Source organism: Paenibacillus polysaccharolyticus, from assembly GCF_023714295.1.
In the GTDB taxonomy this organism is placed as follows: Bacteria; Bacillota; Bacilli; order Paenibacillales; family Paenibacillaceae; genus Paenibacillus; species Paenibacillus polysaccharolyticus_A.
This window is the reverse complement of the sequence record NZ_JAMAUN010000001.1, coordinates 624,560-647,958: the sequence shown is the minus strand read 5'-3', so window position 1 is coordinate 647,958 and position 23,399 is coordinate 624,560. Positions and strand designations below refer to the sequence as shown.

General features: G+C 44.9%; 25 protein-coding genes, 1 tRNA gene and 1 riboswitch. Of the genes, 7 read left to right on the top strand and 19 right to left on the bottom strand.

What is annotated here, in order from left to right; genetic code table 11:
* Positions 1-122: 122 nt before the first annotated feature.
* Entirely contained in the window at positions 123-320 is a 198-nt protein-coding gene (locus tag M3629_RS03065; RefSeq protein WP_251502835.1) for a YqzE family protein, read from the bottom strand.
* A 192-nt stretch (positions 321-512) separates the two neighbouring features.
* On the opposite strand from M3629_RS03065, the gene M3629_RS03060 reads away from it, so the two are divergent.
* On the top strand, positions 513-1,262 hold the full coding sequence (locus M3629_RS03060) for an N-acetylmuramoyl-L-alanine amidase family protein (protein ID WP_251502834.1): 750 nt from the start codon (positions 513-515) through the stop codon (positions 1,260-1,262).
* Here M3629_RS03060 and M3629_RS03055 read toward each other — a convergent pair.
* Positions 1,237-2,112, bottom strand: coding sequence for a divergent polysaccharide deacetylase family protein (locus tag M3629_RS03055; RefSeq protein WP_251502833.1), 876 nt, complete (start codon positions 2,110-2,112; stop codon positions 1,237-1,239). The two genes, M3629_RS03060 and M3629_RS03055, sit on opposite strands and share 26 nt — an antisense overlap.
* A 629-nt stretch (positions 2,113-2,741) precedes the next feature.
* Between M3629_RS03055 and M3629_RS03050 the strand changes: the two genes are divergently transcribed.
* Positions 2,742-4,427 (top strand): carbohydrate-binding protein, encoded by a 1,686-nt coding sequence (locus tag M3629_RS03050; protein ID WP_285888370.1) that lies wholly within the window; start codon positions 2,742-2,744, stop codon positions 4,425-4,427.
* A gap of 125 nt (positions 4,428-4,552) precedes the next feature.
* On the opposite strand, the gene M3629_RS03040 is transcribed toward M3629_RS03050, so the two are convergent.
* Together M3629_RS03040 and pelA are read right to left on the bottom strand one after the other, a co-directional pair.
* Positions 4,553-4,637 (bottom strand) — tRNA-Leu (locus M3629_RS03040).
* Positions 4,638-4,842: 205 nt separating this feature from the next.
* The gene (gene pelA / locus M3629_RS03035; RefSeq protein ID WP_251502832.1) at positions 4,843-5,796 is read right to left on the bottom strand and encodes a pectate lyase; all 954 of its coding nucleotides are present in this window, start codon (positions 5,794-5,796) and stop codon (positions 4,843-4,845) included.
* Between the two features lie 383 nt (positions 5,797-6,179).
* Positions 6,180-6,311: riboswitch (cyclic di-AMP (ydaO/yuaA leader) on the top strand.
* A gap of 5 nt (positions 6,312-6,316) precedes the next feature.
* Here pelA and M3629_RS03030 point away from each other — a divergent pair.
* The gene (locus M3629_RS03030; RefSeq protein WP_251502831.1) at positions 6,317-6,781 is read left to right on the top strand and encodes a C40 family peptidase; all 465 of its coding nucleotides are present in this window, start codon (positions 6,317-6,319) and stop codon (positions 6,779-6,781) included.
* A 100-nt stretch (positions 6,782-6,881) separates the two neighbouring features.
* On the opposite strand, the gene M3629_RS03025 is transcribed toward M3629_RS03030, so the two are convergent.
* From M3629_RS03025 to M3629_RS03010, 4 genes are all read right to left on the bottom strand, one after another.
* Positions 6,882-7,211 (bottom strand): carboxymuconolactone decarboxylase family protein, encoded by a 330-nt coding sequence (locus tag M3629_RS03025; RefSeq protein ID WP_123064515.1) that lies wholly within the window; start codon positions 7,209-7,211, stop codon positions 6,882-6,884.
* 132 nt (positions 7,212-7,343) lie between these two features.
* Positions 7,344-7,562: a hypothetical protein gene (locus M3629_RS03020; protein ID WP_251502830.1), complete on the bottom strand. Its 219-nt coding sequence runs from the start codon at positions 7,560-7,562 to the stop codon at positions 7,344-7,346.
* A gap of 116 nt (positions 7,563-7,678) precedes the next feature.
* Positions 7,679-8,008, bottom strand: coding sequence for a hypothetical protein (locus tag M3629_RS03015; RefSeq protein ID WP_110893402.1), 330 nt, complete (start codon positions 8,006-8,008; stop codon positions 7,679-7,681).
* Between the two features lie 98 nt (positions 8,009-8,106).
* Positions 8,107-8,688: a xanthine phosphoribosyltransferase gene (locus M3629_RS03010; RefSeq protein WP_251502829.1), complete on the bottom strand. Its 582-nt coding sequence runs from the start codon at positions 8,686-8,688 to the stop codon at positions 8,107-8,109.
* 204 nt (positions 8,689-8,892) lie between these two features.
* Between M3629_RS03010 and M3629_RS03005 the strand changes: the two genes are divergently transcribed.
* Together M3629_RS03005 and catA are read left to right on the top strand one after the other, a co-directional pair.
* Positions 8,893-9,951, top strand: a complete 1,059-nt coding sequence (locus M3629_RS03005) for a YkvI family membrane protein (protein WP_251502828.1) — start codon at positions 8,893-8,895, stop codon at positions 9,949-9,951.
* A gap of 147 nt (positions 9,952-10,098) precedes the next feature.
* A complete protein-coding gene (gene catA / locus M3629_RS03000) occupies positions 10,099-10,749 on the top strand; it encodes a type A chloramphenicol O-acetyltransferase (RefSeq protein WP_251502827.1) in 651 nt (216 codons plus the stop codon).
* Positions 10,750-10,817: 68 nt separating this feature from the next.
* On the opposite strand, the gene M3629_RS02995 is transcribed toward catA, so the two are convergent.
* From M3629_RS02995 to M3629_RS02970, 6 genes are all read right to left on the bottom strand, one after another.
* Positions 10,818-11,942, bottom strand: coding sequence for a glycosyltransferase family 4 protein (locus M3629_RS02995; RefSeq protein WP_251502826.1), 1,125 nt, complete (start codon positions 11,940-11,942; stop codon positions 10,818-10,820).
* A 369-nt stretch (positions 11,943-12,311) separates the two neighbouring features.
* A complete protein-coding gene (locus tag M3629_RS02990) occupies positions 12,312-12,860 on the bottom strand; it encodes a GNAT family N-acetyltransferase (RefSeq protein ID WP_251502825.1) in 549 nt (182 codons plus the stop codon).
* 202 nt (positions 12,861-13,062) lie between these two features.
* Entirely contained in the window at positions 13,063-14,151 is a 1,089-nt protein-coding gene (locus tag M3629_RS02985; RefSeq protein ID WP_251502824.1) for a hypothetical protein, read from the bottom strand.
* A 130-nt stretch (positions 14,152-14,281) separates the two neighbouring features.
* Entirely contained in the window at positions 14,282-15,085 is an 804-nt protein-coding gene (locus M3629_RS02980) for a Cof-type HAD-IIB family hydrolase (RefSeq protein WP_251502823.1), read from the bottom strand.
* Positions 15,086-15,107: 22 nt separating this feature from the next.
* Positions 15,108-15,869, bottom strand: a complete 762-nt coding sequence (locus M3629_RS02975) for a pseudouridine synthase (protein WP_251502822.1) — start codon at positions 15,867-15,869, stop codon at positions 15,108-15,110.
* On the bottom strand, positions 15,866-17,560 hold the full coding sequence (locus M3629_RS02970) for an RsmB/NOP family class I SAM-dependent RNA methyltransferase (protein WP_251502821.1): 1,695 nt from the start codon (positions 17,558-17,560) through the stop codon (positions 15,866-15,868). The genes M3629_RS02975 and M3629_RS02970 overlap by 4 nt, the downstream gene beginning before the upstream one ends.
* A gap of 220 nt (positions 17,561-17,780) precedes the next feature.
* Between M3629_RS02970 and M3629_RS02965 the strand changes: the two genes are divergently transcribed.
* Positions 17,781-18,329, top strand: a complete 549-nt coding sequence (locus tag M3629_RS02965) for a thioredoxin family protein (RefSeq protein WP_251502820.1) — start codon at positions 17,781-17,783, stop codon at positions 18,327-18,329.
* 110 nt (positions 18,330-18,439) lie between these two features.
* On the opposite strand, the gene M3629_RS02960 is transcribed toward M3629_RS02965, so the two are convergent.
* From M3629_RS02960 to M3629_RS02950, 3 genes are all read right to left on the bottom strand, one after another.
* The gene (locus tag M3629_RS02960) at positions 18,440-18,961 is read right to left on the bottom strand and encodes a DUF309 domain-containing protein (protein WP_251502819.1); all 522 of its coding nucleotides are present in this window, start codon (positions 18,959-18,961) and stop codon (positions 18,440-18,442) included.
* The gene (locus M3629_RS02955) at positions 18,948-19,763 is read right to left on the bottom strand and encodes a GTP pyrophosphokinase (RefSeq protein ID WP_090924744.1); all 816 of its coding nucleotides are present in this window, start codon (positions 19,761-19,763) and stop codon (positions 18,948-18,950) included. The genes M3629_RS02960 and M3629_RS02955 overlap by 14 nt, the downstream gene beginning before the upstream one ends.
* Positions 19,764-19,896: 133 nt before the next feature.
* On the bottom strand, positions 19,897-20,994 hold the full coding sequence (locus M3629_RS02950; RefSeq protein WP_251502818.1) for a quinone-dependent dihydroorotate dehydrogenase: 1,098 nt from the start codon (positions 20,992-20,994) through the stop codon (positions 19,897-19,899).
* 253 nt (positions 20,995-21,247) lie between these two features.
* Between M3629_RS02950 and M3629_RS02945 the strand changes: the two genes are divergently transcribed.
* On the top strand, positions 21,248-21,385 hold the full coding sequence (locus M3629_RS02945) for a hypothetical protein (protein ID WP_192895092.1): 138 nt from the start codon (positions 21,248-21,250) through the stop codon (positions 21,383-21,385).
* Between the two features lie 86 nt (positions 21,386-21,471).
* Here the strand turns inward: M3629_RS02945 and M3629_RS02940 are convergent, their stop codons facing one another.
* Both M3629_RS02940 and M3629_RS02935 read right to left on the bottom strand, forming a co-directional pair.
* Complete coding sequence (locus M3629_RS02940) at positions 21,472-22,911, bottom strand: L,D-transpeptidase (protein ID WP_251502817.1); 1,440 nt, start codon at positions 22,909-22,911, stop codon at positions 21,472-21,474.
* A 174-nt stretch (positions 22,912-23,085) separates the two neighbouring features.
* A complete protein-coding gene (locus M3629_RS02935; RefSeq protein ID WP_251502816.1) occupies positions 23,086-23,328 on the bottom strand; it encodes a ferredoxin in 243 nt (80 codons plus the stop codon).
* Between the last annotated feature and the right edge of the window lie 71 nt (positions 23,329-23,399).

Below are 23,399 nucleotides of genomic sequence, written 5' to 3'. Positions count from 1 at the left end.
TCCCTTTCTATTCGCGTAAATCCGCAGTTCTAAACTCCAAAAAAACATAAAAAAGACGCATCCTACTACAGGATTGCGTCTTCTTGAATTGACATCCGTGTTCACCTTTTTTGTTGATCGGTTTAACTCTTCTCTGATCTTTTTTTCTTTTTGTCTACCCATAAGGATACCGCAAATGGAATCATGCCAAACCATTTCATAGACCAGGGTTCTTTCCTTCTGCTTTGTGCTCTCCGTTCCTTGCGCTCATCCTTCGGTGTGTCGATGTAATGCACCACACGCTGTGTAATGTATTTAACCAGTTCATCACTTTTAGCCATCTTACAGCCTCCTCTTCTTCCGCACGTTCGTGATCTAACGTTATCCCTATTGTGCGCAAGACGTGACTGAACTAAACATTTTTTGTGCAAGAGACGTATGAAATGCTTTAAAATGCACAGTCTAATGCCAAAGGTATCCATCCTGGTTCGCTATTTGTTTCAATACTATATCCTGAGGGAGTGTGTATTTCGATGTTTAAGCTACTGCTGACGATTTCTACAGCTTTGCTAATTACGGTTTATTCTCTTTCCGGTCACTCTTCCGCCTCCGGGCTAGTTCGCCCTGATCCATATGCCAATCAGTCATCCATCATGCCAATTACCGATGGTGATTCCTATCGTTCAAGCCATCATGCTTTTGCGGCACCGGTTATCTTACTGGATGTTGGACACGGAGGTATTGACGGAGGAACAACCGAAGCAGGTATTCAGGAAAAAAACATCAATTTAGCGATCAGTCAAAAGATATATTTACTGCTTCGCGGCAAAGGTTACACCGTCATGATTAACCGTCTGGGTGATTACGCACTTAGTGATGAAAACCGTTGGTTAAACAGCCGCTCACGTCACATCAGAGATCTTGCACAGCGCAAAAGCCTTAGTGAGGAAATCAGTACCGATATCGTCGTTAGCATTCATGCGAACTGGAGCCCGCGTTCAGCAACACATGGCCCTGTAGTACTTCATCAAAAAGAGGGACGCAGCTATCTGCTGGCACAATCTATCCAGGATGCCATGAATCGCTTATGCGGAACCAACCGTGAAGTCGTCTGGGGCAAACCGTTTTACATGCTAAATTATGTGAAGCATCCGGCAGTCATTGTGGAAACAGGTTTTTTAAGCAATGCATCCGACCGGGCCAGAATCAGTGACCCGGCAGAACAAAAGCGAATTGCCCAATCGATTGCGGATGGGATTATTTATTATCTTTCGGTAGTGTAGGTGCTGCCTGCCAGTGCCATACATCTCGCACCATATCGCCAATTCCTACAAACTGAACTTGATTCTGCAGACGGGAGACCGACTCCCGTAACACTGCAGAAGTATTCATGCCTGTATGACCGACATGGCCAATGACAACGCAGCTTTTCTTCTCAACCGCACGCTGAGCAGCCAGATCAAGCTGCTTACGGATATGTGACTTTGAATTCTGGTCATCCAAAAAAATGTCATTCCCCACAGGCGGCATGTTTTTGGTTATGGCTAGATCGCCAACCACGGAACGAAAATTCGTACGGCTGTCCACAAAGAAGAGACCACGCTCCCGACATACATCCAGTACAACGGACATAATGCGTTTATCCGAAGTGATTTTAGAACCCATATGATTGTTCATGCCGATCGCATAGGGTACATCATCAATTGCCTTTTCAACCCGTTCGCGAACCTGCTCATCCGTTAGATTGGATGTAATGGCCCCTGGTCCAAGCCATTCCGGTTTGCCCTTCTTGGGCTCCATCGGCATGTGAACAATCACATCCATGCCTTTCTCATGAGCAGCGATTGCATCCTTTTTCGTTGTTTGCAAAAAAGGCATCACAGCCACCGTCAGCTTCACAGGCATATCGAGAATCTCCGCCGTGCCCCTCATATCATTGCCCACATCATCAATAATGATAGCCATTCGATTGAGCTGAGAAGATGATGATAAAGCCGGCTCCGCTGCCATGGCAGGTGTAGTTGAAACTTCGGTTCCTCCTGATCCAATGACAGCTATGATGAAACTCAGAAAGACCCGCATTTGAAACCTCATTTTTACAGAATAGGCTTTTTTCGCTTGATTACGTATCATACCCTGCAGCCTCCTTTAAACTTGGTGTTCTCATTGTTTGATTTCAGCTGCAGTTCTATGTAGGCTCCCTTTCCCAATTCATTCTAGGACTTTCAAAACATAAAAAAAGCCTGCATCAGATCAAGCTTAAGAGTATACTCGGTTCGAATACGCTGACTGCTAGTTGCCTTGGGAACAACGTGCTCCGAAGCATGCCCAGTGCCAACTGGTTAACATATATTTCAAACAGAAGTATACTTCCTAGAAAGCACCCTTCTATGTTGTTTCCCGCTCAACCAGACTGATGCTCCTTTCCGCCATCTCCTCTACCGGCTGACGAACACTCCTCAATCTTGAATTCGGTAGAGAAACAATTTCACATCATCGTATCCGATAATTCGCATGTCCTCAGGTCAGGACTGTCACAAAATTATAAAAAATTACAAAGAACTGCAATATATCGGGTTTTTTTTGAAGGAATAATATAGTAGAATTTACAAAACGAAACTTTTCTTTCGTCAAGCTCTCTCTAAGAGCGAATCTATCGAGAGGATGTGATGCCCTCCTTTTCGAAGTTAAGTCGAGGAATTTATTTTTCTTGTCCAAGCTTTCGCAAGTCACTTATATTGAGGAGAGTGAACACATTGAAGATGAAGTTTAAATTTAAAAAATCAGTCAATCTTTTGTTAGCCTGTTTAACGGCTCTACCGCTGATGTTAACTCCAACAAACGTATCTGCAGCAAGTGATGCCAACATTAACCTAGCCTCAGAAAAACAAGTCATTCGTGGCTTTGGCGGTATCAACCATCCCGCTTGGATCGGTGACTTAACTGCGGCACAACGTGAAACCGCTTTCGGGAATGGTCAGAACCAACTGGGATTCTCCGTGCTCCGCATCTGGGTTGACCCGGATCGGAATAACTGGTCCCGTGAATTGGCTACAGCCAAACGTGCGATTGAAAAGGGAGCTATCGTTTTTGCATCTCCTTGGAATCCTCCAAGTAGCATGGTTGAAACATTTAATCGAAACGGTGATCCTAATGCAAAACGATTACGGTATGACAAATACGCTGCTTACGCGCAACATCTGAATGATTTTGTAACTTATATGAAAAATAACGGCGTGAACCTGTATGCCATTTCCGTTCAAAACGAGCCGGACTATGCTCATGAATGGACTTGGTGGACACCGCAAGAGATTCTTCGTTTCATGAAAGAAAATGCAGGGAGCATTCAAGGCACCAAAGTCATGGCTCCAGAATCCTTCCAATACCTGAAAAACATATCTGACCCTATTCTGAATGATCCGCAAGCTCTTGCTAACATGGACATTCTGGGCGCACATTTGTATGGAACACAATTCAGCAATTTTGCCTATCCTCTGTTCAAACAAAAGGGAGCCGGCAAAGAGCTCTGGATGACCGAAGTGTATTACCCGAACAGTGACAACAATTCTGCTGACCGCTGGCCAGAAGCACTAGACATCTCCTACCACATGCACAATGCAATGGTTGAAGGCGATTTCCAAGCCTATGTATGGTGGTATATCCGTAGATCTTACGGACCAATGAAGGAAGATGGCACGATCAGTAAACGTGGATACAACATGGCTCATTTCTCCAAATTCGTTCGCCCAGGCTATGTCAGAGTAGATGCTTCCAAAAACCCGGATACAAACACTTTCGTGTCTGCTTACAAGGGGGATAACAAGGTCGTTGTCGTAGCAATTAACCGTAGTACTTCGGCAAAAAGTCAACGCTTTGTGTTACAAAATGGTAATGCCACCACTGTATCTTCGTATGTAACAGACGGCAGTCGTAATCTGGCAAGTCTTGCACCAATTAACGTTTCCAATGGCGCATTCACAGCTCAACTCCCGGCACAGAGTGTGACAACATTTGTTGCTAATATTACTGGCGGCAACAGCGGCGGCAATGTAGGCACGGGCACCACATATGAGGCCGAAACAGGAACAACCCTTACGGATGCAACCATTGAAACACTTTATCCGGGCTTCACTGGTTCTGGATATGTTAACTTCAATGCCTATACAGGCTCCGCAATTCAATGGAATGATATCAACAACACAATCACAGGCACCAAAAATGTAAAGTTTCGTTACGCTTTGGAGAGTGGTACGCGGACTCTAGATATTTATGTTAATGGCACCAAAGTACTCAGTAATGAACCCTTTACTCAAACAGGAAGCTGGTCAACTTGGGGTGAAAAAACAATTCAAGTGCCTATGAATTCAGGTACAAATACACTCCGAATCGTAACAACCGGCACAGAGGGGCCAAACATTGATAACATTACGGTGACTGCAGCATCATAAGTCATCTGATTGTAAGCCTTTTTTCTTCTTTAGCTGGGCAAAAAATAGCCAAGCTCCCATATTGCAGCATACCGCATCAGATAGAAAAGCCCCTTAGGCATAACCTAAGGGGCTTTTCTATCTGATGCGGTCGAGAGGACTCGAACCTCCACGGGGGGTTAGCCCACACGGACCTGAACCGTGCGCGTCTGCCAATTCCGCCACGACCGCATATATTGTGTCTTTCCAATTATTATCGGCGACAAGAAATAATATACCACGCGTAATATAACATGTCAATACACACGATTATACGTTAACAAATAGGTGCGATTCAGATATGTACCCGATTCGCACCTACGAGTTTTGATTTAGAGTAAGCTTAGTTATCAGTCAGCAACGGACTTCTAGAAGATTCGATTAAATAAACCATTTTCTACAGCTTGGACGGCCAGTTACCGTACCATGCATAACCCCCTCTTCTTTCCTTCTCAATATCACTCAACTTATATTTCACGACGCCATCACGTCCAACAAAGATCGGTTTGTCTGTGCCGAGTTCGTAAAAACGCGCCCAGATCGGTGATGCACTGGAATCAGCAATAATTCGGCTGTCCCCGTTCGCTCTCTCATACCGATATCCTGTAATTTTAACTTTATTAAACCAGGCTTCGGCACCTTTGATGGATGCAGTGATTCTGGAATTAGCCGGTCTGGTCTTTAGAAACTTCACAATGTTTACACTTTCACCCGCCGTTAATGAAGGCACTTCATAGATTCTGGCTCCCGCAGGTCTAAGTGAACTGGAGTCATGCTGTTGTCCCCAAGCCGTTAACTTCCCGCCGGTTACCACCTGGGTATTCAGGATGGCATCAACTCCTTTGGAAACCGCATTTTTACTGCGATTCGCGAGGGAACTGTCGATAAAGGAGAAGTTCCCCTTACGTCCTGCGACTTCATCCAGCATGTACAATACATTAATCATCGCATCATCATTATAGGTAATATGTTTATGATAGCCGGAACTTTGATAGACTTGAGGCCAACCGCCATTGGAGTACTGCATATTAAGCAAAAAATTGATGCCTTTGATCGTTGCCGCAGAGTATCGAGGATCATTTGTTTTTTTGAATTCACTTGCTAGTCTTCTGATTTCCGAGTATGTAGCTTTGTTATCGATCGTTGATTTGGCCCATTCACCTGACGTTTGACTATAGTCTTTTCTCCAGCCTCCATCCGGGCGCTGATTTTTTAAGATATCGGACATACTCGCCGTTGTGCCGGATGCATCAGCTGCCGATACCGTTGGTACAGGAAGGACCGCCATTCCTGCTACGGAGAATACCATAGAACAGGCCAGTACAAATGTTATTAATTTTTTTGCCTTCACTCGACAACACTCTCCCAATCAAAAATTTAATTACCTTGATCATATAAATTCCAATGAAAACAATTTAAATACAAAATTTGTATTTAATAAGTGTATAATATGCAAAAAATTTAATTTTGTCAATATATGCAACAGAACTCATAACTTCTCACTAATTTAACATGTAGGAATCACCCTTTTAACTCTTGACAAACTCGTTTATTATCCACTTCTTTTTGAGATGAAACATTGATGACTTTTTTGTAATCTTTACCTCCCTCTTTTACACACTATTATGACGAAAAAAGAGAATTCCGCTAACATTGAGGCTAAATGAAGTGCTTTAAACGGGTTTGACAATTACGCATTTATGCAATATAGTTTCAAATAGTTACAAAAACTTAATTATTCATTTGCCGAGTTTCAGGATTGAAAACGGGGGAACCATTTTGGGTGAATTATTCTTATACATAGGAAATATAGGGAACCTTCTACCGAACCCTTAGCTAACTCCGTAGGCATCGAAGGGAGAACATTGATTTTGAAAAAACTGATTATTTCCATTTTTGGAGCTGCTGTACTATTTACATCCGGGGCAACAAGCACAGAGGCAAGCACAATTAATACGGTGGTTAACAATATGACAGGCATCCCGTACAAATGGGGCGGCACAACCATGGCCGGCTTCGATTGTTCCGGGTTTATGAGATATCTTTTTAACAAATACAGCATTGAATTGCCACGAACGTCGCAGCAACAAGCAAAAGCCGGCACACCTGTCTCCAAAGCAAGCATTCGTACAGGAGATCTGGTCTTCTTCAACACAACCGGCAAAGGCATCTCCCATACAGGAGTATATATCGGTGGAGGTCAATTCGCGCATGCTTCAAGCAGCAAAGGTGTCAGCATCACCAAGATGTCCAACCCTTATTTCAATGATCGTTATGTAACAGCAAGAAGAGTGACAGGTCAGTTTATGTACAACAAGATGTTAGGTAAAATCTAAGCAGACATCTAGTAGTCCATCACCCTTCGACATAAGCAGTAACAATAAAAAGGAGGTCCCTCTAATCGGGGACCTCCTTTTCCCTGTGAAAATGTAGAATCTAATGCAACGCCTTCTGTACCCTCATGGCTCCCTGTGACAAGGCATGCCCACCCCCAACAGCTCCTGCGACAGCTACGGTCTCCATGATTTCCTGATCGGTCGCACCCTTGGAGCGTGCCTCTTCTACATGATAGAACGTACAGACTTCATTATTAGCAAACAAACCGATACCTAGCGCTATTAACTGTTTTGTTTTGGCATCGAGCACACCCGGCTGGAAGCATTCTCCCGTAAATTCATGGTACGATTTCACCACTTCCGGCAGAACATCACTTAATGCGCCAATCTGATCCTTATAGGCATGAACTTTATCATTCATCAATGTCATGGCTTGCAGCACACCCTTTCGGCTGTAAATACAGCGAATTTTTCCACTGTACCTATCTTCTCTCGCGTGTGTCGCAAATATGCCTGATTTTGATGGTAATTCCAAACATTTTGTTTTCAAAGTACCCTTACTTTAATCGCTAAGAAGACTTTGACGAGGCTCACTGAACAACTGATAACGGTATGACCGATCCAGCTTCACGACACGGCGATTCTGCCTCCGGATTAACACCTGTTCATCATCCCAGGCTACTACGATGCCGGTTACATCGTTAGACTCGAGCTCATCACGTACCACCCTTACCTTTTCCCCTGACAATCGCAGGGCATCCAACTCTGTATCACTAATCATATCTAGACTCCTATATTCAAATTTCTTTACAAAAAGAGACCTAAATGAAAAGTCATTTAGGTCTCACGTGACTGTATTGGACTGTCATGTCATTCGAAAGATATCCCGACTGAAAGTTACCGCTGCGCGTGCTCTTTGCTGTCGTTCTTCTCGAACCAAAAATCAAGCACTTTGGCGGACATCACACGTTCTTCAAGGTACTCCACTTGGTGCGGTGTAAATTGTTCTTTCCAAGAGAAGGACAACTCTTCACACAAGCCTACAATCGTCAGTAATTCTGACCAGGCAACATAGCGTTTGTACCAGAAAAATTGAGGATGTTCAATCATATAGGGATAAAGGTCATCGAATTCCGTATGTTTACAATCCAGGGCACGTTCAAAATGAACTTTCGATTCCGCCAGCTTATCAATAAAAAATTGGTCTGTTGCCGGTTGGTTCCCCATGGTGTTGCCTCCTCTCCCTAACATAACCCCATTATAAAGGAAATCTAAGGCCATGCAAAGTCATACTTCAAAAATTAGGCCCAATTTCCTTCAAAAAATCACATTTCATTATCGTCGAATTGCACGGTGCCATTATTTAGTGAGCGAATGCGCACAAGAGCTTCTACCGGAATCCCTTGTTCACGGATGGTGCGGGCCCCAGCCTGGAAGCACTTCTCCACCACAACACCAAATCCCACTAGCTCTGCGCCGGAACGCTCAATAATTTTAATTACCCCACGTGCGGCATCTCCGTTTGCAATAATATCATCAATGAACAAAATGCGGTCATTCTCATGAATGTATTCGCGAGATACCATGATGTCCGTTACGATCCCTTTCGTAAAAGAAGGTACGCGTTCGCAGTAGGCGTCAGGATCGGCCAGAAGCGTTTTTTTGCGGCGGGCAAATACCAAAGGTACCCCCAGTTCATGAGCTGCTGCAAAAGCAACCGGAATCCCTGATGATTCAACAGTGATCACCCGAGTTACTCCGCTCTCGCGAAAACGAGCAGCAAACTCCCGTCCCATCTCCATCGTTAAAGCAGGATCAATCTGATGGTTCAGAAGACCATCCAGTTTCAATACCTGATCCGAGATGACGACACCTTCTTGTAAAATTCGTTGTTTTAATACGTCCATGATTTGACCTCCCAAGCCTATCCTATGAGGTATAAAGTATCATATATTCAGCTACAAGTTCAAGCGAAATCAACCCTAAGTCAGATAACCTGACCATTCAGCGTCGTTAGCTCACCCTCCAGTCATGACTTTCATGGGTCAAGCATAACCTGTACTATGGTGCCCGCATGTCCAACCAATCCCGGGACCTGAAAGGGGAAACGCATGAAACAGGTATTCCGGGTGCTCCAGATTGCATTCACATACATCGGAACTGTTGTCGGGGCCGGCTTTGCCACAGGACAGGAAATATTGCAGTTTTTTACCCAGTATGGCAAGTGGGCCACCATCACTATCGGTTTGTCCACCATGCTCTTTGTCTGGCTCGGTACCAAGATGATGCTTATTGCTCATGATACCCGCTCACGTTCCTATGAAGATCTCAACAAACATCTATTTGGTCACACAGCTGGCAAATGGATTACATGGATTACTCTTATTGTTCTGATCGGTGTAAACAGCGTGATGCTTGCCGGGGCGGGTTCTGTCTTTATGGAACATCTGGGTTTACACTACCAAACAGGTTTGATCATCACTTTGATCGGTACATATCTTCTTCTGGGACGCGGAATGCAGGCCATTCTGCAAATGAACAGTATTGTGGTGCCCATGATGCTTCTGCTGTCCCTGCTTATGATTTTCAGTACGCTACATCATCCGGGTGTCTTTCGTTTTGTCACACTCACAACAGATAGCAATCCGTTTCAGGTATGGATTTCCCCATTACTTTACACCGCATTTAACCTTGCGCTCGCTCAAGCGGTACTTGTACCTGTAGGCAATCAGATTCGTCATCGCAATACATTAAAATGGGGCGGAATTCTAGGCGGGATTGGCGTAGGTTTTATGCTGATGGCAGCCCATTTTGCAATGTCGGCCCAGATGCCAGGCATCGTACAGTTTGAAATCCCGATGGGAAGTATCGCTTTTCAACTGGGATGGATAGTGCAATCTGTATATGTCTCATTGATTTTCATGGAGATATTTACAACGTTTGTTGCCGACATCTACGGCATGACTTTGCAACTTAGACAACATATCGATGTTCATCCCCGGTTGATTACACTAGTCATCATGATGTTATGTTACTCGTTTAGCCAATTCGGATTCAGCTCCCTTTTATCCGTTCTTTATCCCATTTTCGGATGTATGGCACTCTTTTGGGCGGGTAAGCTTATCAGAGATCGCTGGGGCTCGTTTCGCGGTCGGAATAATGTGAATTGAGGGTGAAAATAACAGGTTGAAGCCGTTGGAATGGATCGTATTATGGTACAATACAAAGTAAATCTTAATAAGGATGGGTTCTGATGAAAAAAGCAGACAACATGGCCTCCTAAATTCGTTTTAGATAAAATTTAGGAGGCACATCTAATGAATTTCAATAAAATTGATTTTAACACTTGGAAAAGAACTGACATATTCCATCACTATATGAACCAAAATACTTCATTCAGCTTAACCAAAGAAATAGATATAACGGCTCTGTATCAACTCAGCAAACAAAACGAATATCGATTCTATCCTGCGTTTATCTTTTTAATTACAAATGTGATTAATTCATATCCTGCTTTTAGAACGGGTTACAATAAAGATGGAGATTTGGGTTATTGGGATACGGTGGAACCACTTTATACGATCTTTGATCATTCATCTGAGTCGTTCTCTGCCATCTGGACTCGAGTGGCCAATGATTTCAATACGTTTTATGACGCCTACATTACCGATGTAGAAAATTATAAACGTTCAGGCCAGCTGTTTCCCAAGACACCTATACCTGAAAATGTGTTTTCTCTTTCGATGATTCCTTGGACATCATTTACTGGATTCAACCTAAATATTAACAATAATGACCGTTACCTTCTTCCCATCATTACGGCAGGCGGATTCATCCATAAAGGTAATTCCATATTTATGCCATTATCACTCCAGGTTCATCACTCGGTTTGTGATGGTTACCACGCGGGATTGTTCATCAATGCTGTTCAGGATTTAGCAAGCAGTCCAGAGGATTGGCTGTTGTAAATTGATTAAATACACAAAAGCCGCTGTAGAACTACAGCGGCTTGTTTCATACGTTTGCTTTCCCAGTCTTATGCTTGAAATTGCAAGTACATTTTTTTCAAATCATTCACCGATCTTCCCAGCGAGTAAAATGTTTTGGCTTTTTCACAGGCGGAACGGGCAAGTTCGTAGCGATATGCCGGGTCCAGCATGACCTTTTCCAAGGCATCAGCCAAAGAAGATGGATCTTCAGGCGGTACAAGCAATCCGTTCACCCCATCTTCGATCTGTTCGGGTATTCCCCCCACATCGGTGCCTACAAGCGCCAGACAGCTCAGTGCTGCTTCGGCAAACACTGAACCAAATGCTTCTGCACGCGATGGCAGTACAAACACATCAAAGAACGGCATAAACTCTTCAGGATGCAACGTATATCCATAAAAAATCGTTTCGTTATAGATTCCCAATCGCTGTGCCAGTTCTTCCAAATCGGGACGAATCGGTCCATCTCCAATAATGTGAAGCACATAATCATGTCCCCTGCTTTTTAGCTCCGCACAGGCTTTAAACAAAATGTCTAGTCCTTTGGCGGGAACAAGACGGCAGACCGTTACCAGTTGTGGAACGGCATTGTCATGGGGAATCGGCTTAAAGCGTTTCTCATCAAAACCATTCGGAATAATACCGATGCGGTCTGGATGTTTCACATACGGGCTCAAATATCGACGAAACGAATCGGATACCGTGAGCAGACGCTCTGCACGATGCTCAAGCTCTCCATAGACGGCCTGCAAAAATTGATGCTCCAACCCATCAGGCTCTATACGGCCATTCAGGATAAGTTCTCTCTCGTAACTGGAGTGCACGGTCTGTATGAGTGGAACTTCGGGGAACACAGACTTCATGGCAAGCCCTGCGATAGGATGATGCGCATGTATCAGATCGTAGGACTTCTGAATGCGAAGCCTGGTCCACCATAAATAGTCACGGTAGGTCTGAACATATTTTTGTACCACAGGACTATCTTGGTAGATGGTCCAATCAAATGTTTCAAACGTCACTTCTTCCCGCCCTTTGTTACGAATGCGTTTAGGCAAAGAGAACAGATCCATCTCCCATCTTGGGCTCGCGAACCTCTCTTGCATATAGGGAATCATAGAGGATACTCCTCCGGGCTGCTCTGGAGGAAAGAATAAAGCCTGTAGCAATTTCAACGTTATAATCCCCCTTTCCAGTTCGTTTCTCTTCTACCACGTTTATTTATGATATATCAGAACATATGTTCAGTAAAGCGACTCTTCAGTCTCCCGCTCCGTTCTATACACGAAAAATGTATTTTCATGCATTTAGTTGCATATCATTACTTTTTATTATGACATAGAAAAGCTTGAACATCCACCATTGATCATTAAATTATGGAGTCGTATATACAACATATTCAATCCATTCCACATGCAGAAGCTGTGATTCACTTATCCCTCTTCATCAAGGGATGAGTTTTAACATAAGTAAAACCGCGGACAAGATCGACCGTTTCCATCTCGACCTCATGATCTCCTTAACCAAGCCACCACGAATTTTTTCTACACCTCGACCGGTTTTTCGTAAATGCTGAATCCATCGCGAGCCCCTGCATAACGAAATCCATGTCCTGCATAAAAAGTGTTTAACGTGACATTGTCAGCCCCGCAATCCAATCGTACGAGAGATTTATTTTCGTACTGTATGCCACGGCTTGACCATTCCAATATGGATTTCCCTAGACCTGTTCGAGCATATTTTCTTCGTATGGCGAGCCGATGTAGATAGAGCGCTCCATCTTCCGCGTGGGCCTTGTCTCCCCACAGTTTGAGATCCCATGGACTTGGCTTCTGCATGAGAATGACCATTCCAGCGACCTGTGCTTCTTTTTTGAAAACAAAGACGTCCCCTCGCCGAATGGCCGCAGGTGTATTATGAGAATCTTCCCCTTGTAGCAATGCATTCCATTGGGAAGAGCCTTTGCTTTTCAACCAGGATGCCGTCTCTATAAGCAATGAAAGTACCTCTTCCGTGTCCTCTGGCCGTGCTTGAACAGCTTGAAAGCCATCATTAAGGAACTCGTTACGAATGGTGAATGTGTAGGTCATCATGCCCCTCCTATATGCTCCGGTTTCGACTGCTCGCTTCCCTTGGTTTGAACTACGTCCAAATCCAAAAGTCGCTCCTATTCGATACCATCGCACTGCATTAATTATAAGAACTAGTCGTAATAATAACGGGAATTTTTTTTTCCGTCAAAATCAAAACCAAAAAGCATAAAGACAAAAAAAATGGATAAAAGGCTTTCGCCTCTTACCCATCCATTCTCGCTTCATCAATAATTTGATTCCTGTACAGCATGGTGAGATGTAATGAGTCGAATTCAATCTCTCTGTTTAGCTCCCTCATTAGCACTTCTACCAGGGTTTTACGCTGTTCGCTTGTGCCTGGTACATCGTAATCCATATAACCTGTCAGATCAGAATGTGACGTATCGATGGTTGCTGTACCCACTGGCAGACCTCCGCGCTCCTGAACGAAAAGATCATAGATTCTGAACTCCCGATCCCTGTTCCTGGGCATGACATAACATGCCTCTTCCGCCTCTTCCGGCTCCATCATATCCCTGATTGAATCAAGGGAGTTATGCTCTTCTTCATCTTCCTCCAGCTCCTCGGAAAAATCACGATGTATCCATTCTAGCGTCTGCAATTCGTTCCCCTGATGCCATATCCGAATGGTAATCGTATCGATAATCTCCTCATCCAATTCCCGTACAAGCAATTCTGCCGCGGCTTCCTGTACCGTGTCATCAGGTTGTTCGTACCAGTGTATCTCTCCCTGTGCATCGGCTCCATACTGTTTCAGCGTTGCCTCGGCAACTTCTTCTCCTTCAACATCAATGAATATATAGCTAGATAAGTTACGACCGGCACTGATCATCTCCATTTCCAGCAGATGGTCCTGGTCTTCATATGTAAACGACTCATCCCGAGATCCGGGAATGATATTTGCCTCGCCCGGCAAATGACCACCATATCGGCTCTCTCCATCATTCAGTTCGTCTTCCGTGACCGCTGTTCCGCCAGAAGACCATAACGCCTCTTCACTTCGTTCCTCTGGTTGCAGGACGGAATGCAACGTGCCACAGCTCACCAAAACTTCATAGTAGGATGCCGCCACCGCATCTGCAAGTGTACGTACATAAGCATGTACCTTATCGATAATGAGCTGCTCTACTGCCTCTTCTAGAGACTCCTGTTCAAGTTGAAGGCTTCCTGACAGACGCTCTCCTTCTCTGTAGATCAGTAACAGCGAACCTGTGTATCTGCCATCCAACATAATATCTTGCACTTCACCACTTGCTGTTCGCAGATCCGTCGTCAAATCGATCTGTATCATTGCCAGTCCTCCTCATTCCTAACGGTATTCTCTTAGGATACCCCTAGAGACAGTAGTTTATGAGGCACTATACATTTTCGAAAGATGATGGAGCCTTTTCCGTAGATCAAGTAAGAAAGCAGCGAAAGATTTATATGGACAAAATATACTTGTGGATCGCGTGCGCAACCCCTTCATCATTGTTGGACAAGGTCACTTCATCGGATGCGGCTTTCACCTCTTCTGGAGAGTTATCCATCGCAATCCCTTTACCGGCAAAAGTGAGCATCGTAATATCATTGAAATAGTTACCAATGGCCATAATCTCAGAAGACGCGATGCCTTTGGAATCAGCGAGCCTTTTGAGCGCCGTTCCTTTGGAAGCTTCGGGATGCATCAGATCAATGAAAAAGTCACCGCTGCGTGTCATGTAATAAGGCAAATTCCAGGACGCCCATTTGCGCTGGACAGCGTCCATCTGCTCGATAGGGCCAAACGCTGTAAACTTCGCTAGAGGTTCAGTCATATCCGCCCACCGGGGTAGTTTAAGGGGCTCAGCCAGGAAATTGTAATACATCTGCCTTACCTGCAGCTCCAACCCTTCGGGTTGATCCACATATAGACCAAAGGCAGTATTAATGTCAAAATGCACATCATTTTCACGGCAGTACGTCATAATAGGTTCAAGTCCCTGGGTATCCAAAGCAAATTGATGAATAACTTCACGTGTCTCCACTTGCGCAGTAACGGCACCGTTATGTGTGATCACATACCCATCCAGCCCCATCTGTCTCATAAAAGGAATTGTGTTAGCCGGGCCGCGACCTGAACAGAGCACAATCTCCGCCCCTTGGCGGGAGGCCTGAATCAACGTTTCTTGTGTCCATTTAGTCAGCTCATGATGATCGTTCAATAGGGTTCCGTCAACATCCAGTGCAATCAATTTGTATGTCATATGCCTCTCATCCCATCTGTGTTTAGTTGGCTGCATTGTTATTTCGTAAACAAGACAGCTCTTCTGCAGTTAACTCGCGGTAACTCCCGATTACCAAATCGGAGTCCAGCTTCAATTCTCCCATGGCTACACGTTTCAGGTAGATGACACGTTTGTCCACAGCCTGAAACATGCGTTTGACCTGATGAAACTTTCCTTCATGGATAATAAGCGAAATAAGCGATACGATACCTTCATCTGTTTCTTCATATCCCAACACAGTCAGCTCCGCCGGCATGGTCTCATACCCGTCATCGAGTTGAACGCCAGCTGCGAAACGCTGTACATCCTCTTCATCTACTTTTCCGAGCACCCGTGCTTCATATGTTTTGGGTACATGTTTTCGAGGGGATAACAGATCATGAGCAAGAGGTCCATCATTGGTCAAAATAAGAAGTCCCTCCGTATCCTTATCCAGCCTTCCTACCGGGAACGGTTGAAAGACACGATCTTCCTTGCGCAACAGATCCAGCACCGTTTTATCCCGTGCATCTTCCGTAGCAGATACAACACCGGGCGGTTTGTGAAGCATCAGATAGATCATTTCCCGGTAGACAATCCGCTCACCATCCGCTTCAATGAGGTTTATTGCCGGATCGACCTGGACACCACTGTCCTTCACTGTTTTGCCATCCACATGAATACGTCCCTGCTTCACCATTTTTTTAAGCTCGCTACGCGTACCTACACCCATGTGGCTTAAAATTTTATCCAATCGCTGCGTTTTTTTGCCTTTCCCACTCATACCGATGTCCACCTCCAACCTGCAGGGTATTCATTCTTCAGCACTCCATCTAACCATTTGCCCCAGCCGGCCGCATATCCATCCAAGCATACGAGCACGTAACCTTTAGGTGCTGTTCCTTCTAAAAGGTTAAGCCGTCCTTGCTCTACATTCAGCGTTTCCCCTTTCAAGTACCTCACTGCTTCTCCATTATCAGTAGCCAGATGTACACTCCGATGTGCCTCCGATGCACGTAAAGCGCATGCTAGGGGATGGGAAGGCACGAATCGCCCATTTTTAACCGTGCCCATAAACCAACCGGGGCGGATCACTTTCAAGCCTTCCAGCCGGGCAGCACCTACAGCTGACTGATATACACGCTCTCCGTAACATACCGTTTCACCTTCAAGCGGCAGCTCCAAATTTTCATGTACAAACTGAGTGTAGACCGCTAATGGATCAACGGAGCTGGAATCCGCCCCTCGTCCTTGCCCCCGCTCAGACTTGCGACCACCAGCCTCTTTCCCTTTCTTGCCGGGTTTCGCAGTGGGTTTACCGCCCCGTATGCTTTTGTCATTGCTTTCTCTGGATTCAACCCGTAACAGACGTTCCTTTTTACGATCGGCTTTGGTCATAGGAAGCGAAGCCGATCGTAAAAAGGAACGATCTTCACTCGGTTCATGCAACAATCCGGACTCAGGCACACGTTGTCCAGCACCATGTTTTTTTTCATGTAACTCTTGAGCTACCTCTAGATTAGATTCATCAGAGTGTTTAATCACAGCAACATAATGTCCCTCTCCTTCTAACAAGTGAGGCCACAATCGGGCTGTTCCGCGCGTTTGATCTAACACTTCTTCTGTCTCCGCTGCCTGCTCCGGCAGCATCTCGCGTACCCAATCCGGACGTCCAGAGGCAAATCCAGCGGTTTCAGCAATATGAACAACTGAGAAATCACGATTCATGTTCAAAAACTCCGCAATCATCGCTTCGTTTTCCTCTGGCGCAAAGGTACAGGTCGAATATACAATGGTACCTCCCGGAGCCAGTAACCGTGCCGCTGTTTCGAGAATATCGCGCTGCATCAGCACACATTTCTCCACAGAATGATGTTCCCAGGATTTCACCATGTCTTCATCTTTACGGAACATGCCCTCGCCTGAGCATGGTGCATCGATCAACACTTTATCAAAATAATGAGGAAATGCATCTGCAATGCGTTCAGGTGACTCATTCAGCACAACGGCATTTCTCACGCCGTACAGCTCCACGTTTTTGGCAAGTGCTTTGGTACGCTCTGCATGAATATCATTCGTGACAAGCACTCCTTTACCTTGCAACTTGGCAGCGATCTGGGTTGATTTCCCTCCAGGAGCAGCACACAAATCAAGCACCCGATCTCCAGGCTGTACATTTAATTGCTCCACAGGAGCCATTGCACTCGGTTCCTGAATATAATAAAGACCCGCGTGGTAATAAGGATGTAGGCCAGGCTTCACCCCATGAGGCACGTAAAAACCCGTTTCGCACCACGGAATAGGTCTTAAGTCAAACGGGGCCATCTCTTTAAATTGTTCCATTGATATTTTAAGCGTGTTTACGCGGAGCCCGGCATGCGGGGATTGTTCATACGATTGTATAAAAGATTCAAATTCAGCGCCAAGCAAACGTTGCATTCGCTCTGCGAAGTCCAAAGGCAGCTGTACGGCCATAGTTCCACTCATCCTATCCTGTTAAAATGACATATTGCTCTATGTTATCATATCCTGATTTTGCTTGCCTATCCTATCATGTGTATTCCACTACAGCGTGTAATGTAGTATAATGCTAATAGATTGTTTTATCAGCAAAAATTCGGTTGTTTATGCATATTATCCCAGCCTGCATTTTTGTTGCAAATTTTATCTCGATATGAAAAATGGGGGATGAACAATGAATACCAAGAAGAAAAAGAAAAGCGCCACAATCCTTATCTTCCTCGGCATACTAGTCGTCATGATTGCTGCGCTGGTTCTCGTGAACCAACAATCCAAGAAACAGATGGATACTGTAGAGAACGCTTATGGCATTGCAGCTTCCAAGCTTAATCCGGCTACAAGAGAGTTGCTCAAAGATCCCAACTATCAACAAATCATTCTGCCGGCTGATCTGAAAGCCAGAATCGATAACAAGGATAGCTTCTTTGTTTATTTCTTCGCTTCCGACTGCTCACACTGCCGTGCAACGACACCGCAGTTAATGCCGCTGGTCGACAGTGAAGGAATTAAGCTTCCACAGTTTAACCTGCGTGAATTCGAATCCGGCTGGACCGATTACAACATTGAATTCACACCTACACTTGTTTATTACCAAGATGGCGTTGAGAAAGACCGCATGGTTGGCGGTTTGAAAGAGAACGGAAGCGACAACGGTTATACCCTTGACGACTACAAGCAATTTTTTGATAAGTATAAAGGCAGTGCAACTCCAAGTAAAAGCTAACTTCAAAGAACTTTAAGTAAAACTAAATTCAATAAACCAAAAACACCCCGATCATTCCTGTACCGGAATCGTCGGGGTGTCTTGTTATACAAGACATAGGATGTATGGTCCTAATTATTGGCATGATGATTAGCGTTCTCGTCGTGCTCATGTAACTCCGTCTGCTGTAGCGCCTTCATTTTCTCTTCGTAAATTCTTCCCCGGGTTGGACTTCGCCTCTGCGGAACATTAGGTTTAAGCTCCAGCGACCTGTCCTGCATCTGCTCTATAAGTGCCTTATCCTCAATCAGGATAGTCAGATCACGATACTCAAGTGTTTCAGGATCATAATCTTGTAATTCGTTTACAATTTTGCGCACGTCCGTTTTCAGTTCTCCCAGATGAATACCAAGAATGATATCAGGATATGATTCCAGCAAGTCGAGTGAACTCTGTAGCATCATTCGTCCGCCGCGAAAATTACGATTTCTGTAATGATACAGTCCCACCGCGATTTGCAGCAGGCCTTTATATAGCGGATCTCGGTCTTGTTCCAACCACAATTCTTCAAGTACCTCATGACACTCGAAATAATCCCGATCCCGATTAAAATAAATCAAATAATCAATGTAAAGTGGTTCATAACTGCTCATCTGGATTTTCGCCCTTTCTGGCGTTGTTCAGAAGTTCCTTCACATCGTCCAGCAGCACCTTAAGCCCCTCCATATCATTCCGTTCCCAGCAGTCATTAAATCGTCTCTGTGCTTCAATGGCCTCATGAACCAGGTGATAGAAATACAGCTGTTGAATGATGCTGAGCGTTCTTGACACAATATTAGAGTCATCCTCGAATGCCTTCTGTGCCTCCAGGATCTGTAGCCGGATCGCTGACATCTCGTTATCTAGAACAAAAGCAGCTTCTGCTGTTTTCTTCAGTCTCGCTCGCATATCCTCCGGCAGACTTTCCCGGTATTTATAGCTCAGTGAATGTTCTATTGTTGCCCAGAAATTCATGGCAAGCGTCCGGATCTGAATTTCGGCAAGTACTTTTTTCTGTCCCAAGGCCGTCTGCACGGGATACTCAATAATCATATGAAAACTGCGATAACCGCTTTCTTTGAAATTGGTTATATAATCTTTTTCAATCAATACCGTTAAGTCTTTCCGTGCTCTGATGTATTCGGCCACCCGCCGAATATCGTCTACGAACTGACACATAATGCGAATACCTGCAATATCCTCTATGCCCGTCTCCACATCATCCAGTGCCACATTTAGACGTCTTGATTTTTCCAGAATGCTGGAGATTTTTTTAACACGGCCCGTAACGAATTCTATCGGGGCATATTCTTCCCGTTTCTTCAATTCGGCCCGCATCGTTTTGAATTTGACCTTCAATTCCTCTACCGCTTGTTCATAAGGAAGTAAAAATGTACCCCAGTCTCTACCGTCCATCGTTAAGCCTCCTGTCTCTATAGCATCCCCTGTTCTTATCCATTATACATGATGTTTGCCGGGGGGAAGAGTCCCGATCCATTATACACTCTCCCATGCTTCTATTATTCGTGTTCTGGGGGTATATTGCTCTTTAACGGTGGTCTGCACCAACCGCCTCTGAAATATGATGATATCCGTCCTTACGCAGTAATTCACGCAGTCCAGCATGGATTCTGCGGTTTACTTCTGGTCCTTCATAGATCAACGCTGTATAGATTTCCACCAGACTTGCCCCGGCTTTAATTTTCTCATAGGCATCCTCACTTGTAAAAATACCACCTGAGCCGATGATGGGAAGCTTGCCTTCGGTCTGTCTGTACACCTGACGAATGATTTCCGTTGAACGTTCACGCAGCGGCTTGCCACTGAGCCCGCCCGTTTCCTTCGCATGCTGATGCGAGAGACCCTCACGGCTAATCGTTGTGTTTGTCGCAATAATACCCGACACCCCACTTGCTGCAATCGTACTGACCATATATTCAAGTTCCTGATCATTCACGTCAGGCGCTATTTTGACAAGCACAGATTTGGTTGCTCCGCCAGCCTTGGCCTGTTGACGATTCATCTCTTCCATGACCGCAGCGAGCAATTCTTTCAATTCATTCCCATGTTGCAGATTACGCAAATCCGGCGTATTTGGTGAACTGATATTAACCACAAACAGATCTGCATAAGTATACAACGCCTGTATACACTTCGCATAATCCAGATGAGCTTCCTCATTTGGAGTGACTTTATTTTTTCCAATGTTGACTGCTACAGGGATACGACGTTCTTGAAGACGGGCAAGCTCGCCTGCCATCGCTTCTGCACCCAGATTGTTAAAGCCCATCCGGTTCACCAACGCTTCATCTGGAGGCAAACGGAATAGACGTGGCTGATCATTACCAGACTGTGCGAGCGGTGTCACCGTTCCCACCTCCATAAATCCGAATCCTATCGAAGAGAAGCCGGTTACAGCCTGTCCATTTTTATCCAGACCAGCAGCTAGACCAACCGGTGTAGGAAAATGACAACCGAACATGTCTACTACCAGATCAGGGGTTTCACGCACACCGTACATGACACGAAGTCCGGATGGAACTGGACGAACACTGCCTACACCGCTTAGGCCACCAATAATCAGATGATGGGCCTGTTCAGGGTCCATTTTGAATAATAAAGGTTTAGCAAGACTTTTGTATAACAAATCATTCACTCCGTTCTGGTTCGGTACGCCATATGGCCGCTCCCCGTCTCCTATATGTAAAAAACTCTACACACAAGTCTAGCCGTTTCTCCTTCAAAAAGAAAGTCATTTACGCATAGACAAACAAATTTCAAATCAGATGATCTATGTATAAGAAATCAACCCACCTACTGGAAATAGCAGGCTGAATTCTTTACAATGAAATCATGGTTACCCTAGACCAGTTCGATACCTATAAAGGAGGAAAAAATCCATGGCTCAGAAACGTAAACCACCTGCATTGCAGCAAAAAAAAGAAGAGGTCAATCGCAAAGCCATCATATGGACAGCAGCCAGCGTTGGCGGTCTGATCGTTATCATTGGTGCTCTGATTATTATTGCCAATATGTAGTTAATTCAGCATGCACTAACCGAACTTACATATAGTGATCTCTGAGATCAACGGGATTTCCACGATTATATCAGAGAGCTGCAGAGTCAATTTAGCCAGTGATATGTTTTGTTTGGATTGTTCTGCTGAGGAACAAGTTTGTTCTTATACCGTTGTTCGGCTTTTGGCACAGATGTCAGCTCTGGGAGCAGATCTTTACCAATGTGCACCGGAATTCCTTGCGGAGCAAGAGCGAACAACTCCTCCACATCCGCTTTGTTCATCCTCACACATCCAAGGGACTCATCAAGTCCGATGCTATCAGGCTCATTAGTCCCGTGGATGGCATAGTTCGTATTCGAGAGCTGCATGCCTCGACTTCCGAACTCTCCGTTAGAGTGACCATTTGGATTAACTACTTTATCCGTAATGACATATGAACCCTCAGGCGTCCGGTCTCCGCCCAGACCCACTTCATATATCCGAATGATCGTGTCCCCGCTGATGAGTGCCAACCTGTGGTTACTTTTGTCGATCACAATCTCAAGCGGCTTCTCCAAAAAAGGTTGTCCTCCTAAGGTATCAGCAAACGGCGCCTTTGGCGTCTTGGACGACTCAGCAGCCTGTTGTTTCTCATTACCGTTAGAACTTCCCTCTTGAGCCTTGGCTTGATGAGTGGCTAACAGCTGCGGAAACATCTCGCTCATTTCAGCTGAAGTCCCCCCCAAAATATTGTTAGGAAACGGTTGAGCGAGTGCTGTGACACTCTTTGGCCAGGCTTTGTGCTGTTTATGATAGGAAATAATTGCACTCGACAACGCTGCCGCTGTCTCCTGTTTAGCCGTCCACGCGGATGCCATACGTTTGATCTTAGAGGATACTTTAGGCGGTTCACAGTTACATTGTTCTGCATCATAACTTTGGGCCGTGAGCTTGCCTTTTTCATTGGTCTTCATAATATATTTGACCGGCATGTCCCGCTTCCAGACAGACCATTTCTCCGATCTCTGCATGCCGAGAACAGCCGTCGTATTCTTTCCTTCACCTGATCCAGACCAGGCCGCAGCAAGAGCAGCTCCTCCATCATTTCCATTGCCAAATCCGGCCGCAGTGAATACATTGTTCTGCTCTATGGACGCTGGGCTCACCCCTTGTTGCTCTTTAGCAGGCAGTGTATGTAGTGTGTCCTCCTCCGACTCCAAGGCTTCAGATAGGGCATCCGTCGCTCCTTTATGGGCACCAGGAGCATCTGCAGGCGGTAAACCCGCTAAGAGTAGTAGCATTAACAGAGTCAGCCACATTTTGCGTCTGCGTTTCTTTTTCTCCTTAAGCTCAGACATCTCTACTAACTTATCCTGATAGTCCATCCATATGTCAGCAGGGGCTTTACTCCGCTCGAAAGCTTCATACACTTCGCCCGCTTGCTGAAAACAATAATTGGCCTTTCCTTCCTGTCCTTCGCCAAGGTACTCTTTGCCTAACAAATACCATGCCATTTTATTATCTGGATGTTTCTTGACATATGACCTTAGATCCGTATTTTGCATCTAATCCTCCACTATTCCGGCGTAAGCTTATAGAGTTATATATCGGCATCCAGCGTCAAAATATGCATAGGACTTCAGTACTTGGTACTAACCATATAAATATACACATATAAAAAAGCACACCTTCTGTCTCTACGACAAAAAATGTGCTTTGATGTACTTGTAATAAAAAATTTAACCTTCTTTATTGAAAGGCTCGTCCGCTACTTTAATGGAATCTGTAGGGCAACCATCACATGCATCCTGCATATCGTCAAACAAATCTTCAGGGATTGCCTTGATTCCCTGGTTGGCATCGCCATCAAAAATTACTTCTGCCAGACCTTCATCATCATAATCATAGATATCTGGAGCTGTTGCTCCACAAGCCCCACATGCAATACAAGTGTCTTTTTCAACCCAAGTATATTTAGTCATTGTACAATCTCTCCTCCTAGGATTCACCACGAACCGTGTTTTTATCTAAAATCATATTAAACCAAAGTTTG

Excerpts from the sequence above, each read along its gene's own strand:
- M3629_RS03065 (WP_251502835.1), bottom strand. The coding sequence starts at position 320 with ATGGCTAAAAGTGATGAACTGGTTAAATACATTACACAGCGTGTGGTG.
- M3629_RS03060 (WP_251502834.1), top strand. The coding sequence starts at position 513 with ATGTTTAAGCTACTGCTGACGATTTCTACAGCTTTGCTAATTACGGTT.
- M3629_RS03055 (WP_251502833.1), bottom strand. The coding sequence starts at position 2,112 with ATGATACGTAATCAAGCGAAAAAAGCCTATTCTGTAAAAATGAGGTTT.
- M3629_RS03050 (WP_285888370.1), top strand. The coding sequence starts at position 2,742 with ATGAAGTTTAAATTTAAAAAATCAGTCAATCTTTTGTTAGCCTGTTTA.
- M3629_RS03025 (WP_123064515.1), bottom strand. The coding sequence starts at position 7,211 with ATGACATTGATGAATGATAAAGTTCATGCCTATAAGGATCAGATTGGC.
- M3629_RS03020 (WP_251502830.1), bottom strand. The coding sequence starts at position 7,562 with ATGATTAGTGATACAGAGTTGGATGCCCTGCGATTGTCAGGGGAAAAG.
- M3629_RS03015 (WP_110893402.1), bottom strand. The coding sequence starts at position 8,008 with ATGGGGAACCAACCGGCAACAGACCAATTTTTTATTGATAAGCTGGCG.
- M3629_RS03010 (WP_251502829.1), bottom strand. The coding sequence starts at position 8,688 with ATGGACGTATTAAAACAACGAATTTTACAAGAAGGTGTCGTCATCTCG.
- M3629_RS03005 (WP_251502828.1), top strand. The coding sequence starts at position 8,893 with ATGAAACAGGTATTCCGGGTGCTCCAGATTGCATTCACATACATCGGA.
- catA (WP_251502827.1), top strand. The coding sequence starts at position 10,099 with ATGAATTTCAATAAAATTGATTTTAACACTTGGAAAAGAACTGACATA.
- M3629_RS02990 (WP_251502825.1), bottom strand. The coding sequence starts at position 12,860 with ATGATGACCTACACATTCACCATTCGTAACGAGTTCCTTAATGATGGC.
- M3629_RS02985 (WP_251502824.1), bottom strand. The coding sequence starts at position 14,151 with ATGATACAGATCGATTTGACGACGGATCTGCGAACAGCAAGTGGTGAA.
- M3629_RS02980 (WP_251502823.1), bottom strand. The coding sequence starts at position 15,085 with ATGACATACAAATTGATTGCACTGGATGTTGACGGAACCCTATTGAAC.
- M3629_RS02975 (WP_251502822.1), bottom strand. The coding sequence starts at position 15,869 with ATGAGTGGGAAAGGCAAAAAAACGCAGCGATTGGATAAAATTTTAAGC.
- M3629_RS02970 (WP_251502821.1), bottom strand. The coding sequence starts at position 17,560 with ATGGCCGTACAGCTGCCTTTGGACTTCGCAGAGCGAATGCAACGTTTG.
- M3629_RS02965 (WP_251502820.1), top strand. The coding sequence starts at position 17,781 with ATGAATACCAAGAAGAAAAAGAAAAGCGCCACAATCCTTATCTTCCTC.
- M3629_RS02960 (WP_251502819.1), bottom strand. The coding sequence starts at position 18,961 with ATGAGCAGTTATGAACCACTTTACATTGATTATTTGATTTATTTTAAT.
- M3629_RS02955 (WP_090924744.1), bottom strand. The coding sequence starts at position 19,763 with ATGGACGGTAGAGACTGGGGTACATTTTTACTTCCTTATGAACAAGCG.
- M3629_RS02945 (WP_192895092.1), top strand. The coding sequence starts at position 21,248 with ATGGCTCAGAAACGTAAACCACCTGCATTGCAGCAAAAAAAAGAAGAG.
- M3629_RS02940 (WP_251502817.1), bottom strand. The coding sequence starts at position 22,911 with ATGCAAAATACGGATCTAAGGTCATATGTCAAGAAACATCCAGATAAT.
- M3629_RS02935 (WP_251502816.1), bottom strand. The coding sequence starts at position 23,328 with ATGACTAAATATACTTGGGTTGAAAAAGACACTTGTATTGCATGTGGG.